Source organism: Aeromonas sp. 25-248, assembly GCF_053005425.1.
On record NZ_JBRKTB010000005.1, the window covers coordinates 82,015 to 94,803 of the forward strand.

Annotated in this window: 12 protein-coding genes; 1 reads left to right on the plus strand and 11 read right to left on the minus strand. The window is 62.4% G+C overall.

Annotated elements, in window-relative coordinates:
- Nucleotides 1-62: 62 nt before the first annotated feature.
- Nucleotides 63-935: a LysR substrate-binding domain-containing protein gene (locus tag ACVDHI_RS09610; RefSeq protein WP_439827696.1), complete on the plus strand. Its 873-nt coding sequence runs from the start codon at nucleotides 63-65 to the stop codon at nucleotides 933-935.
- Here the strand turns inward: ACVDHI_RS09610 and ACVDHI_RS09615 are convergent, their stop codons facing one another.
- From ACVDHI_RS09615 to ACVDHI_RS09665, 11 genes are all read right to left on the minus strand, one after another.
- Nucleotides 936-2,360, minus strand: coding sequence for a PTS transporter subunit EIIC (locus tag ACVDHI_RS09615; RefSeq protein WP_113068883.1), 1,425 nt, complete (start codon nucleotides 2,358-2,360; stop codon nucleotides 936-938).
- Between the two features lie 87 nt (nucleotides 2,361-2,447).
- A complete protein-coding gene (panF, locus tag ACVDHI_RS09620; RefSeq protein ID WP_323888741.1) occupies nucleotides 2,448-3,905 on the minus strand; it encodes a sodium/pantothenate symporter in 1,458 nt (485 codons plus the stop codon).
- Nucleotides 3,895-4,143 (minus strand): YhdT family protein, encoded by a 249-nt coding sequence (locus ACVDHI_RS09625; protein ID WP_039040309.1) that lies wholly within the window; start codon nucleotides 4,141-4,143, stop codon nucleotides 3,895-3,897. The genes panF and ACVDHI_RS09625 overlap by 11 nt, the downstream gene beginning before the upstream one ends.
- Nucleotides 4,144-4,412: 269 nt before the next feature.
- Nucleotides 4,413-5,753 (minus strand): acetyl-CoA carboxylase biotin carboxylase subunit, encoded by a 1,341-nt coding sequence (gene accC, locus ACVDHI_RS09630; protein WP_010675406.1) that lies wholly within the window; start codon nucleotides 5,751-5,753, stop codon nucleotides 4,413-4,415.
- A 15-nt stretch (nucleotides 5,754-5,768) separates the two neighbouring features.
- A complete protein-coding gene (gene accB, locus ACVDHI_RS09635; RefSeq protein WP_010675405.1) occupies nucleotides 5,769-6,230 on the minus strand; it encodes an acetyl-CoA carboxylase biotin carboxyl carrier protein in 462 nt (153 codons plus the stop codon).
- Nucleotides 6,231-6,266: 36 nt separating this feature from the next.
- Nucleotides 6,267-6,716: a type II 3-dehydroquinate dehydratase gene (gene aroQ / locus ACVDHI_RS09640; protein WP_039040307.1), complete on the minus strand. Its 450-nt coding sequence runs from the start codon at nucleotides 6,714-6,716 to the stop codon at nucleotides 6,267-6,269.
- A gap of 283 nt (nucleotides 6,717-6,999) precedes the next feature.
- Nucleotides 7,000-8,946, minus strand: coding sequence for an acetate--CoA ligase (acs, locus tag ACVDHI_RS09645; RefSeq protein ID WP_447212034.1), 1,947 nt, complete (start codon nucleotides 8,944-8,946; stop codon nucleotides 7,000-7,002).
- Between the two features lie 176 nt (nucleotides 8,947-9,122).
- Complete coding sequence (locus tag ACVDHI_RS09650; protein ID WP_324062835.1) at nucleotides 9,123-10,910, minus strand: sensor domain-containing protein; 1,788 nt, start codon at nucleotides 10,908-10,910, stop codon at nucleotides 9,123-9,125.
- 106 nt (nucleotides 10,911-11,016) lie between these two features.
- Complete coding sequence (locus ACVDHI_RS09655) at nucleotides 11,017-11,385, minus strand: hypothetical protein (protein ID WP_408805676.1); 369 nt, start codon at nucleotides 11,383-11,385, stop codon at nucleotides 11,017-11,019.
- A gap of 7 nt (nucleotides 11,386-11,392) precedes the next feature.
- A complete protein-coding gene (gene torD / locus ACVDHI_RS09660; RefSeq protein ID WP_323898096.1) occupies nucleotides 11,393-12,061 on the minus strand; it encodes a molecular chaperone TorD in 669 nt (222 codons plus the stop codon).
- Between the two features lie 150 nt (nucleotides 12,062-12,211).
- Complete coding sequence (locus tag ACVDHI_RS09665; protein ID WP_010675399.1) at nucleotides 12,212-12,499, minus strand: hypothetical protein; 288 nt, start codon at nucleotides 12,497-12,499, stop codon at nucleotides 12,212-12,214.
- Nucleotides 12,500-12,789: the final 290 nt, after the last annotated feature.

The following is a 12,789-nucleotide window of genomic DNA, read 5'->3' on the forward strand; positions in this document are numbered from 1 at the left end:
TCACTCTAGTCTGGATAATTATCAAGATTAAGATGGGTAATTAGTAAAGACTGTTTGAATATATGAACAATGTCGAACTGGAGTTGATGGGGCTGTTCGCCACCGTGGTGGAGCAGGGGAGCTTCACCGGGGCGGCCGAGGTGCTCGGCATGCCCAAGTCCTCGGTGAGCCAGAAGATCTCGCGCCTCGAATCCCGGCTCGGGGTGAGGTTGCTGCAACGCACCACCCGCAGGCTCAGCCTGACGCCCCAGGGGGAGGTCTATGTGACCCATTGTCAGGAGCTGCTGGCACTGGCGCGCAGCGCCAACCTGGCGATGGCGCGGTTGCGCGCGGCTCCTGGAGGGCGGGTGCGGATCACTGCTCCCGAAGCCACGGGAACCTTGCTGCTTGGCCGGATACTGGCCGAATTTCGCGCCCTCTACCCCGAGGTGGTGCTGGAGCTGACCCTTTGCGATGAACAGCTTGATCTGGTGGGGGAAGGTTACGATCTGGCGCTGCGGGCGGCGCCGCTGAAAGATTCCAGCCTCATCTGCCGGCGCATCGGCCAGGTGGCGCGCCATCTGGTGGCATCTCCCGGTTACCTGGCTGCCAACGGGACGCCGCTCCAGCTCTCAGAGCTGGCCGGACACGCCTGCCTGGTACATGGCTCCTTGCCGGTGTGGCCATTGCAGGAAGGGGGCTGGCGCCCTCGCGGGGCCTGCCAGAGCAATAGCCTGCTGGCGCTGCGGGAGCTGGCACTCCATGACGGGGGGATTGCCCTGCTGCCGGCCCATGTCTGCGGCGACGATCTGGCGGCGGGGCGACTGCTCAAGGTGCTGCCGGAGCTCCTGGTCCCGGTGAACCCCTTCTATCTCATCTACCCGAGCCGGGAACACCTGGCCCCTGCCCTTCGCAGCCTGATGGACTTCGTGGCCGAACGTCTTCCCTTCGCCTGATCACTGGTGCTGGCCAAGGGGAGCCTGAGCCGGTTCGAGACCGAGCGGGACCGACTGGCGTTCCGCCAGCATGCGGATCTGCCCTTCGATGAGGCCGGCATGGGGGCCGAGCACCAGCACCAGCTGATGTTCGTTGAGCACGACCCAGGAGAGGCAGCCCAGTCTGGCCAGGCAGGATTGATCCACCAGGGCCATGTCGCGAACCCGCAGGCTGAGGCGGGTCAGGCAGACGCTCATGGCCTGCAGGTTGTCCATGCCCCCCAGCATCTTGAGGTACTGGATAGCCAGCATCTGGGGATCGGTGGGGGCCACGGTCGCGAGCCGGGAGAGATCCTCGGCGATGGGCTTGCCCGGCAGACTGAGGGGAGCGTGTTCCAGCAGCCGGTAGAAGAGCAGGGCATAGACGACGAAGAAGAGGATGCCCAGGGGGATGAGCCAGAAGCTGTGCAGACCGGCGTGGTAGCTCAGCACCAGGTCCAGCAATCCGGCAGAAAAGTAGCTGCCCACCTGGATGTCGAGCCCGCTGCAGATGGCCAGCGACAGCCCGGTCAGCAGGGCATGGGCCAGAAATAGCCAGGGAGCGGTGAAGGCAAACAGGAACTCGATGGGCTCCGTGATGCCCACCAGTGCCGAGGTGAGCGCCAGGGTGAGCAGCAGCCCTCCCTGGGGCAGTTGCTGCATCCGCTGGCGATGGATCCAGATGGCAAAACAGGCACCGGGCAGGCCGAACATGATGACCGGATAGAGCCCGGCCACATAGCCTTCATGCAGTGGCTGGGCGGTCGAGAGGGCTTGCAGGTTGCTCTCCCCGAGCCCGATGAGGCTGCCCAGCACCTGGTGCAGACCGAGGGGGATCAGCAGCCGGTTCAGCACGCCGTAGCAGAAGGCGCCAAAGGGCGTGGTGAGCAGATCGGAGGCGAGCAGGGTGAGCCCCTGTTCCAGCAGCGGCCAGAGGATGGAGAGGGGGATCACCAGCAGCAGGCAGGCCAGCGCCGAGAGCAACATGCCCGGCAGATCTTCCTGCAGGGGGCGCAACCAGCCCGGTAGCCGCAGAGCGCGGGCCCGGGAGCAGACCATGGCGGTGACGAGCCCGGCCAGCAGGCCGCAGATCATGTCCGCATGCAGCCCGGGCACCAGGGTGCCCAGCGCCGAGCTCAGCAGCAGGAAGTTGACCGCACCGGCGAGCGCCTGAGCTCCTTGCCCCTGGCGACTCAACCCGAAGGCGATGGCCACCGCATAGATGAGCGGCATCTGGCTGAACAGGGCGCGACCGGCGAGGGAGAGCACGGCGAGATCCAGCACGTCCGGTTGGCCGAGCCGGTGGAGCAGGGCGGCCAGGGGCAGGATGGAGACGGGCAGCAACAGGGCATAGCCGAGGCGCTGCAGGGACTGGGTCAGGATCTTTCTGGCGTTCTGGACTGGCATGGGGGCACGGTATTTGTGACGTGGCGCACATTTTACCCGTGAGCCCCCATTTGGGAATAGGCGAGCCTTCCTTTATTGATCCTTTTCTTAATTTTGATCAAACAATCGACGGACACGCTGATCCGGGGCAGGAGTGAGCAGGCTGACCAGGACAAAGGCCGCCAGGCCAAGGGCCAGGCTCGGGACGATGGCGTGCAGGCCGGCCAGCTTGATCCCCCACTGGCTCAAGGTGCCGTAACAGAGGATGCCGCAGACCATGCTGGCCAGGGCTCCCGGGCCGTTGGCCCTGGACCAGTAGAGGCCGAGCACCAGGGGCCAGAGGAAGACCGCCTGCAGGCCGCCGAAGGCGAGCAGGTTGAGCCAGATGATCATCTCGGGGGGCTGGAGCGCCGCCAGCAGCACCAGGGTACCCAGGATCAGGGTGCAGAGCAGGGAGAGGCGCGGCACCCGGACCTCCAGCTTCTCCTGCCTGGGGTTGAGGTAATTGAGGTAGAGATCTTTCACCAGGGTGGCGGAGGCCTGGATCAGCTGGGAGTCGATGGTGGACATGATGGCCGCCATGGGGGCCGCCAGGAAGACCCCGGCCAGCCAGGGGGGGAGCACCTCCATCATCAGGGAGGGCATGATCTTGTCCGGGCTGTCCATGCCGGGCAGGATGGCGCGGCCCAGCGCCCCGGCCAGGTGCATGCCGAACATCAGCAGGGCGCAGACGATGGTGCCGATGAGGATGCCCCGGTGCAGCGCCTTGCTGTCCCGGTAGCCAAAGCAGCGCAGCGCCGAGTGGGGCAAGCCCACCACCCCGATGCAGACCAGCACCCAGAAGCTCAGCATGAAGGGTTGGGTCAGCATGTCGCCGGCCCCCTGGGGGCTCACCAGCTTGGGATCTATCTCCTTGAGCTGGTGGACAAGATTCGGCAACCCGTCACCGGCGATGAGGATGCCCGCCAGCAGGGCGCCAGTGCCGATGAGCATGACGATGCCCTGCAGGGCATCCGTCATCACCACGGCGCGAAAGCCGCCGATCACCGTGTAGAGCAGCACGCAACTGGCAAACAGGAAGAGCCCCTGCTGATAGCTGAGGCCGGTCGCCGTTTCCAGCAGGCGGGCGCCGCCGATGAACTGCACCACCATGGTGGCGATGAAGGCGAGGATGATGGTGACCGAGCCCAGCATGACCACCGCCCTGCTCTGGTAGCGGGCCCACAGCATGTCGTTGATGGTCACCGCGTTGACCCGGCGGGCGATGATGGCGAACTTCTTGCCAAGCACCCCCAGAGTGAGCCAGACGGTGGGCAGCTGGATCATCGCCAGCAATACCCAGCCGAGGCCGACCTTGTAGGCGGCTCCCGGCCCGCCGATGAAGGACGATGCAGAGGTATAAGTGGCCACCAGGGTCATGGCGAGCACCAGCCCCCCCATGCTGCGGTTGCCGATGAAGTACTCCTGCATGAAGTTGCCGCCGGTCCGGTGGCGACTGGCCCAGAAACCGACCCCCAGTACCAGCACAAGATAGATGCAGAGCGGCAGCATCAGTTCAAGATTCATGGGGTGGTACCTCGCTATCCAGGGGAATATCGACGAACAGGCGATCCACCATGAGGGCGCAGAGGCCGATGAACAGCAAGGGCATCAGGATGCAACTGAGCAGGAACCAGAGGGGCAGGTCCCACAGCTCGAGATCCTCGGGGATGAAATAAGCCGAGCCATACCAGGCGACAAAGTAGAGCAGGGTCAGCAGCAGGCAGAAGGCTGCTTCCCGACGGGCGAGTGCGAAACGGTTCACTGTGGCCTCCGACGAGTGAGCGGGGCGCAAGAATAACAAAAAAGGGCCATGTCGCCATGGCCCTTTTTTACGTTGGCGATCCGGGTGGATCGCGCAATTTCCCGATGAAAGGGGTCTTTGCAGACCCGACTTCTTGTGCAGGTAGTGGCCGCTCTGTGCTGCCACCGTGCTCAATGGGTCGGGTCTCAAGCCATTACAGACCCAACTTCTTGTGCAGGTGGTGGCTGCTCTGTGCTGCCACCGTGCTCAATGGGTCGGGCCTCAAGCCATTACAGACCCAACTTCTTGTGCAGGTAGTGGATGTTAGTGCCACCGTGCTGGAAGTTTTCGTCCTTCATGATCTCTTTTTGCAGGGCGATGTTGGTCTTGATCCCTTCCACCACCAGCTCGTCGAGGGAGTGACGCATGCGGGCGATGGCCACGTCACGGTTCTCCCCGTAGCAGATCAGCTTGCCGATCATGGAGTCGTAGTAGGGGGGGACCTTGTAACCCGCATAGATGTGGGATTCCCAGCGCACGCCCAGGCCGCCCGGCGCGTGGAAGCGCTGGATGAGACCGGGAGAGGGCAGGAAGGTGGCCGGATCTTCGGCATTGATCCGGCACTCGATGGCGTGGCCACGAATGCGGATGTCCTGCTGGGTGATCGACAGGGGCTGACCGGCGGCAATGCGCAGCTGCTCCTTGATGAGGTCGACGCCGGTGACCATCTCGGTGACCGGATGCTCCACCTGGATACGGGTGTTCATCTCGATGAAATAGAACTCGCCGTTCTCGTATAGGAACTCGAAGGTACCCGCACCGCGGTAGCCGATCTCGAGACAGGCGCGCACGCAGCGCTCACCGATGAACTTGCGCATCTCGTCGGTGATGCCGGGGGCCGGCGCCTCTTCCACGACCTTCTGGTGACGGCGCTGCATGGAGCAGTCCCGCTCACCCAGATAGAGGGCGGTACCCTGACCGTCAGCCAGCACCTGGATCTCGATGTGGCGCGGGTTCTCCAGGTACTTCTCCATGTAGACCATGTCGTTCTTGAAGAACTGGCCCGCTTCGGATTTGGTCAGCGCGATGGCGGAGGCCAGTTCGGCCTCGTTGCGCACCACGCGCATGCCGCGACCACCACCGCCACCGGCGGCCTTGATGATCACCGGATACCCGATCCGCTTGGCGATGGCAGCGTTGCGCTTGGCATCGTTGTCCACCGGGCCGTCGGAGCCGGGTACGCAGGGCACGCCCGCCTTCTTCATCGCCTCGATGGCGGAGACCTTGTCACCCATCAGGCGAATGGTCTCGGCGCGCGGGCCGATGAAGATGAAGCCGGATTTCTCGACCACTTCGGCGAAGTCGGCATTCTCGGAGAGGAAGCCGTAGCCCGGGTGGATGGCGACGGCACCGGTCACCTCGGCGGCGGCGATGATGGCCGGCACATTGAGGTAGGACTCACCGCTGGCAGGCTTGCCGATGCAGATGGTTTCGTCCGCCAGGAGCACATGCTTGAGCTCCCGATCGGCAGTGGAGTGAACGGCCACTGTCTTGATCCCGAGCTCTTTGCAGGCGCGCAGGATCCGCAGGGCAATTTCACCGCGGTTGGCGATGACTACTTTGTCCAACATGGGTGGCATTTTCCCTTATTCGATGATGAACAGCGGCTCGTCAAACTCGACGGCCTGACCATTTTCAACCAGGATCGCTTTGATCACGCCGGCCTTGTCAGACTCGATTTGGTTCATCATTTTCATGGCTTCGACGATGCACAGGGTGTCGCCGACATTGACGTGCTGACCGACTTCCACGAACGGCTTGGCTTCCGGGCTGGAGGAGCGGTAGAAGGAGCCCACCATGGGGGAGCGCATCAGATGACCGCTCGGGGCGGCATCGGCAGCAGGTGCAGCGGCTGCTGCCGGAGCAGCGGCAACCGGTGCGGCAACCTGAGCTGCGGCCTGGGGCATGATCATCTGCGGGGCAACGCTAACCTGGCCGGAGAAATTACGGCTGATGCGAACGGACTCTTCCCCTTCGGAGATTTCCAGCTCGGCGATGCCGGACTCTTCAACCAGTTCAATCAGCTTCTTGATTTTGCGGATATCCATTAGCATTCTCTTTCTTCTTTATCTGATCAGTGATTATCAAGCCGCGCGCAACTGATGCACGGCCGCGGTTAAAGCGAATTGGTAACCATCGGCACCCAACCCGCAGATCACCCCCTTGGCGACATCAGACAGATAGGAGTGATGACGGAAGGGCTCCCTGGCATGAACGTTTGACAGGTGAACCTCGATAAAGGGGATGGCCACACCCAGCAGGGCATCGCGCAGGGCAACGCTGGTATGGGTGAAGGCGGCGGGATTGATGATGATGAAATCCACCTGGCCCATGGCCTGATGGATGCGGCCGATCAGCTCGTGCTCGGCGTTGGATTGCAGATGTTCCAGGGTGACACCGAGTTCGCTGGCGCTGCGCGTCAGATCGGCGACGATCTCATCGAGCGTCTTGCTGCCGTAGATTCCCGGTTCCCGCTTGCCCAGCAGATTCAGATTGGGGCCGTTAAGCAGGAGGATTCGGTGATGTTGCGACATATTGAGTACATCCTCGATGATTATGCTGCTATCTATCAGCTATCTTTGGACTACCAAAAATCTAGCCAATTTTTGCACAAATCGGTGTGCCCTGACACACAGATTTCGCAATTATATTGATTTCGTGAAAATTAGCAGCATTTTACTGGTCTAATCTCTACATCTGGCTATTTATTGGCCTGGTTTGCCCGCAAGCCCTGCCTGCCACCGAACTCTGCTCTGTCCGGATCCCGAAGACAACAAAGCCGGCACGTGGCCGGCTCTGTTGACATGGGGAAGAGACTCACGCCGCTTCCGACTTCTCGCGGATCAGCTTGTCCACGACCCCCGGATCCGCCAGGGTGGAGATATCCCCCAGGCTGTCGGTTTCGCCGGTGGCGATCTTGCGCAAGATACGCCGCATGATCTTGCCGGAACGGGTCTTGGGCAGCCCCTCGGCCCAGTGAATCACGTCCGGGGTCGCGATGGCGCCAATCTCCTTGCGCACCCACTCCTTCACTTCCTTGTGCAGCTCGCGGCTCGGCTCTTCCCCGGCGATCAGGGTGACATAGGCGTAGATGCCCTGTCCCTTGATCTCGTGGGGAACGCCCACCACCGCCGCTTCGGCGATTTTCGGATGGGCCACCAGAGCGGACTCGATTTCGGCGGTACCCATGCGGTGGCCGGAGACGTTGAGTACATCATCCACCCGGCCGGTGATCCAGTAGTAGCCGTCCTCGTCGCGACGGGCACCGTCGCCGGTGAAGTAGCGACCCGGGAAGGTGGAGAAGTAGGTCTGCTCGAAGCGCTCGTGATCGCCGAACACGGTACGCATCTGGCCGGGCCAGGAGTCGGTGATCACCAGGTTGCCCTCGGTGGCGCCTTCCAGCGGCTCACCCAGGTTGTCCACCAGAGCAGGCTGTACTCCGAAGAAGGGACGAGTGGCCGAGCCGGGCTTGAGCGCGGTGACGCCGGGCAGCGGAGTGATGAGGATGCCGCCGGTCTCGGTCTGCCACCAGGTATCGACGATGGGGCAGCGCTCGTCGCCGATGGTGCGGTAGTACCACTCCCAGGCTTCCGGGTTGATGGGTTCACCCACCGACCCCATGATGCGCAGGCTGGTGCGGGAAGTGCCCTCGACAGCCTCCTTGCCCTTGGCCATCAGTGCGCGAATGGCGGTGGGGGCGGTATAGAGGATGGTGACCTGGTGTTTGTCCACCACCTGACTCATGCGGTTGGTGGCCGGGTAATTGGGCACCCCTTCGAACATGACGGTGGTGGCGCCGTTGGCCAGTGGCCCGTAGACCAGATAGGAGTGACCGGTGACCCAGCCCACGTCGGCGGTACACCAGTAGATGTCCTCTTCGTGGTAATCGAACACGTATTTGAAGGTGAGGGCGGCATAGACCAGATAGCCGCCCGTGGTGTGCAGCACACCCTTGGGTTTGCCGGTGGAGCCGGAGGTGTAGAGCACGAACAGGGGATCTTCGGCGCCCATGGCTTCGGGCGGACAATCCGGGCTGGCGGCGTTGACCGCATCATGCCACCAGATGTCTCTGTGCTCGTGCCAGGCCACGTTGCCACCGGTGCGCTTGAGGACGATCACCTTGCTGACCTTGGTATCCGGGTGGGTAAGGGCCTCATCCACGTTCTTCTTGAGGGGGATGGGGCGACCGCCTCGCAACCCCTCATCGGCGGTGATGACGACGGAGGCGCCGGAGTCGATGATGCGGCCCGAGAGCGCCTCCGGCGAGAAGCCGCCGAAGACGATGCTGTGCACGGCCCCGATGCGGGTACAGGCCAGCATGGCGATGGCCGCCTCCGGCACCATGGGCATATAAAGGCAGACCATGTGGCCACGCTTGACCCCCTGGGCTTTGAGCACGTTGGCAAACTTGCTCACTTCGGCGTGCAGTTCGCGATAGGTGATCTTGCGATCTTCAGCTGGGTTGTCCCCTTCCCAGATGATGGCGACCTTGTCGCCGCGCTCGCTCAGATGACGATCCAGGCAGTTGGCCGAGACGTTGAGCAGACCATCCTCATACCACTTGATGGAGACGTGGCCCGGATCGTAGGAGGTGTTCTTGACGCGGGTGTAGGGGGTCATCCAGTCAAGGATCTTGCCCTGCTCCCCCCAGAAGGCGTCCGGATCCTGCACCGACGCTTGATACATGGCTTCATAACCTTCCTTGTCCAGCAGGGCGCCGTTGCCGATGTGGGCCTTGACCGGGTAGACCTTGCTCTCGCTCATCTCTCACTCCTGTGAATACATTTTCTTAATGATTGAGTAACAACTTATACCTTTGGTTCCCGAGGGCAATTAGACTTTTGGATAGCGACGAAGTTAGCGGCCCGGAAGGCCATGATGAGGAAGGAGAAGGGAGCCATGGGCTCCCTTCTTTGCTTGCGTGGTGGCGCGGCCAAGGCTCAATGGCGGAGGGGGAGCAGGGAAGGCAGCTGGGGTTCTGGCAGGGGATGGCTGAACAGGTAGCCCTGTCCCTCCTCGCAACGCAGGGATTGCAGGAACTGGCGCTGGGGCTGGGTTTCTATCCCTTCCGCCGTGACGGCCATGCCGAGGGAGCTGGCCAGCTGGACTATGGTACGGCACAGCTCGCGGCTGTGCTTGTCGTCGGGCAACGCCTGGACGAAGGCCCTGTCTATCTTGATGCGATCGATGGGCAGGCTCCTGAGCAGGCTCAGGGAGGAGAAACCGGTGCCGAAGTCGTCGATGGCGATCTGCACCCCCAGCGCCTTGAGACGGGTGAAGAGCCGCAGACTGTGATCCACGCTCTGGATGATGCTCTCGGTCACCTCGATCTCCAGCCGTTCGGCAGGAAAACCGGTCTCGGCCAGAATGGCTGTCACCCGCTCCACGTAGTCGTGGGAACGCATCTCCCTGACCGACACATTGACCGAGAGCCGGGGCACGGCGAGCCCTTCGGCCAGCCACTGCTGCCCTTGCCGGCAGGCGGTGCGCATCACCCATTCGCCCAGTGGTTCGATGAGACCGCACTCCTCTGCCACCGGAATGAAACGGTCCGGGGATATCATGCCAAGGCTGGGATGCTGCCAGCGGATCAGGGCCTCCAGGCCGCTGAGATGACCATCCGCCAGATCCGTCATGGGTTGGTAGAGCAGGCGAAACTCTTGCTGCTCAATGGCCTTAAGCAGTCCCTGCTCCAGCAGCATCCGCTCCCTGGTCTGTGTCGTCATGTCGGGGGAGTGGAACAGATAGCCGTTGCGGCCACGGCGCTTGGCTTCATGCATGGCGTTGTCCGCCGCGCTGATAAGGCTGTCCGGGGTCTGGCCATGCTCCGGATAGAGGGAGACGCCGATGCTGGCGGAGAGCCTCACCCGCTCCTGGGCGATGTCGGCGGGATCGTGCAGCCTGCGTTGCAACCCCTCGATGAGACCCAGCAGATCCTGGGTGTCTCTGATGGCGGGCAGCAACACCAGAAATTCGTCTGCCCCCAGCCGGATGGCGATGTCTCCGGGGCGCAGGCAGTGGCGAATGCGGTCTGCCGACAGCTTGAGCAGCAGATCGCCGGCACTGTGCCCCAGGTTGTCGTTGATGAGCTTGAAGCCGTCGAGATCGATGAACAGCAGCGCCAGGACGTGGTGGTTCACCCTGGCCGTCTCTATCTCCAGAGTGAGGCGCTCTTGCAGCAGATGGCGATTGCCGAGATCGGTGAGAGGATCGTAATAGGAGAGGTGCTGCAAGCGGGCTTCGGCCTGATAGAGACGCAGTGCATGAAGGTGGGTCATCTCCTGCAGGCCGGGTGACACGGGCGCGTCGAGGTGGGTGCTTGTCTGTACGGACTCCCTCATCACGAGGAAGATGCCGCTGAAGGTGCCCTCCTCATCCAGCACGGAGCTGACGCTCACTTGCCAGCGTGCGGGGGAGGCCGCGCGGGAGAGACCGACCATCTCCACCTCAAATGTGCATCGGGGGGGACCTTGCCGCAGTTGCTGAAACAGCGGGAGCAGCTGGGGAGTCTGGGCAGGGACAATGTCGAACAGCGTCTTGCCCGGGTGCTCTGCCCGCGCGAGGCCGGTCAGTTCGGCAAAGTGTCCGTTGACGTCGCGGCACCTGAATTCGTGATCGAAGACCCCAATCCCGACGGGCGCCTGGGCGAACAGCTGTTGCAACTCGTAGGGAGAGAGCGGGCCTGACAAATGCCGTGTCGGAACCGATTCGGGCAGCACTTTTTCCATGGGGGCTCCTGAATTGATTGCTTTGTCATTTGGACGACTGTGTCAGTATGGCAGGAAGTGTCAGGAGAGAAAGAAAGTGTGAGAAGGGTGTGAAATCAACGAGATGTCAGCCTTTCTGGCGGCCAAACGCCTGGATCCCGCGAACAAATACCAGCCAGCCCACCAGATGAAACGGCAACGCCATGGCGTAGAGCACCAGCCAGTGGCTCTCGGTGCCGCTGCTGTTGATGAAATCTGCCCAGGCGGCGAGCAGGGCCAGCATGCCCGCTATCTGGAAGCGGCGACGCAGCACCACTTCCACCCCGAGATTGGCGAGGTAGAGGGTCAGCAGGATGCCGGCAAAGCCGGTGAGCTGGGCGGTGCCGTAGAGCGCGCGGTCCGGGTTGAACAGCAGCGTCACGAGGGGAGTGAGACCCTGATCCAGCGGGATCAGGGTCAGCAGCCAGCATGCGATAAGAAGCAGGGCTGTCTTCATGCCGGGCTCAGTCGGCGGACGGTGCCGGTTTGACCAAGGAGAGGTAGTTGGCGTCCATCTTGAGGAAGACTCCCAGCAGGCGGGCACTGGCACCGTAGAAGCCAAACGTGTCGGCGGCCCGGCAGGCCTGCTCGAAGCGTTCGAACCAGCCCAGCAGGTGACCGTGCAGCAGGGACTCCTGCTCGCCAAGCCACGCCTCGCGCTGGTCGGCGGTGGTCGACTCGGCGGCGCGGATGATGAGGCTGCCCATCAGATCCAGCTCGATGGCCAGATGATCGGCAGGCTCATTGTACTTGTCGCTGACATTGATGCCGAGGCGATCGAGGCGTGCCTGCATCTCGGTCATGGGGGCCTGCATCAGCTGCTTGCCTTCGCCCCGGTAGAGGGATTCGTAGGGCAGGGCACCCTGCCCGGGAGCGCTCAGGAACAGGCTGGCGAAGTCGGCGGCCAGCGCCGTCTGGCGCTCGGGGCGCACCAGCAGGCGGGCGATGGCGTCGTTGAGCTCGGCCACGGCTTCGCGCATGGGGTCGAGAGTAGAGAGGCTCTTCAAGAAGCTGCGCACGTCATAGGTGTCGTATTCAGCGATCTGTGCATCACTGAGTTCGGCAGCAAACAGGGTGGAGAACCACCAGTAAAGCTCGGCCCGGCGTTCGCTGGTCGCCATGAATTCCTGCATTTTTCCTCCGTGGATGACAATCGGGAGCCTTGATGGCCCCCGATTCTAACGACTTTAAAAATAAAGGAAACTCATGGGGCCCTTTGGCCGGATAGCGCTAGGTGAGAGGGGCGCTATTGCGGGATCGCCGTGGGCGACGAGGAGGCCGACCTACTCCTCGACGCGATAGAGCACCTGCTTGCAACGGGGGCAGATGTGCTGGCGGCGGTAATCCATCTGGTGCACCAGGCCGACCTCCCGCTGCTGATGGTGACCGCAATGGATGCAGAAGATGAGATCCCCGTCGGCGGCGCCGGGATGGGCCGCCAGGTACTGCTCCCGGGTGGGAAGTGTCTCCCAGTTGGCGGTGCAGGCACCCTTGCGGCTGGCGGTGTAGTAGACCCAGTAGAAGAGAGCGAAGACCGCGACAATCACGAACAGCATCAGATGATCCATCATGGCGTTTCCCCTTGTGTTCCGGGATGGCAGGGAGCGACACCCGCTCGTGCAGATGTCCCATGGCCTAAAGATGTTATCTGTTAGTAAATGCTATATCCATGATCTGGCTCTGGTTTCTATCGCCTTGCCCGGGAAGCGGGGACGATCGCTGGAGCCGGATTGCTGGTGTGGGGAGGTCGGGGGGATGAGCGAAGCCAGGGGGCGGGATTCGAAATTTGCGACGTATTTTACATTTTATAAACAATTTTTTGGGTGGTTGGACTGTCTCTTTGATCCAGCTCACGTTACAA

What these genes read in the sequence shown, in the direction of transcription:
- accC (WP_010675406.1), bottom strand. Translation starts at nt 5,753, where the DNA reads ATGTTGGACAAAGTAGTCATCGCCAACCGCGGTGAAATTGCCCTGCGG.
- acs (WP_447212034.1), bottom strand. Translation starts at nt 8,946, where the DNA reads ATGAGCGAGAGCAAGGTCTACCCGGTCAAGGCCCACATCGGCAACGGC.
- aroQ (WP_039040307.1), bottom strand. Translation starts at nt 6,716, where the DNA reads ATGTCGCAACATCACCGAATCCTCCTGCTTAACGGCCCCAATCTGAAT.
- ACVDHI_RS09650 (WP_324062835.1), bottom strand. Translation starts at nt 10,910, where the DNA reads ATGGAAAAAGTGCTGCCCGAATCGGTTCCGACACGGCATTTGTCAGGC.
- ACVDHI_RS09615 (WP_113068883.1), bottom strand. Translation starts at nt 2,360, where the DNA reads ATGCCAGTCCAGAACGCCAGAAAGATCCTGACCCAGTCCCTGCAGCGC.
- ACVDHI_RS09610 (WP_439827696.1), top strand. Translation starts at nt 63, where the DNA reads ATGAACAATGTCGAACTGGAGTTGATGGGGCTGTTCGCCACCGTGGTG.
- ACVDHI_RS09665 (WP_010675399.1), bottom strand. Translation starts at nt 12,499, where the DNA reads ATGATGGATCATCTGATGCTGTTCGTGATTGTCGCGGTCTTCGCTCTC.
- torD (WP_323898096.1), bottom strand. Translation starts at nt 12,061, where the DNA reads ATGCAGGAATTCATGGCGACCAGCGAACGCCGGGCCGAGCTTTACTGG.
- panF (WP_323888741.1), bottom strand. Translation starts at nt 3,905, where the DNA reads ATGAATCTTGAACTGATGCTGCCGCTCTGCATCTATCTTGTGCTGGTA.
- ACVDHI_RS09655 (WP_408805676.1), bottom strand. Translation starts at nt 11,385, where the DNA reads ATGAAGACAGCCCTGCTTCTTATCGCATGCTGGCTGCTGACCCTGATC.
- accB (WP_010675405.1), bottom strand. Translation starts at nt 6,230, where the DNA reads ATGGATATCCGCAAAATCAAGAAGCTGATTGAACTGGTTGAAGAGTCC.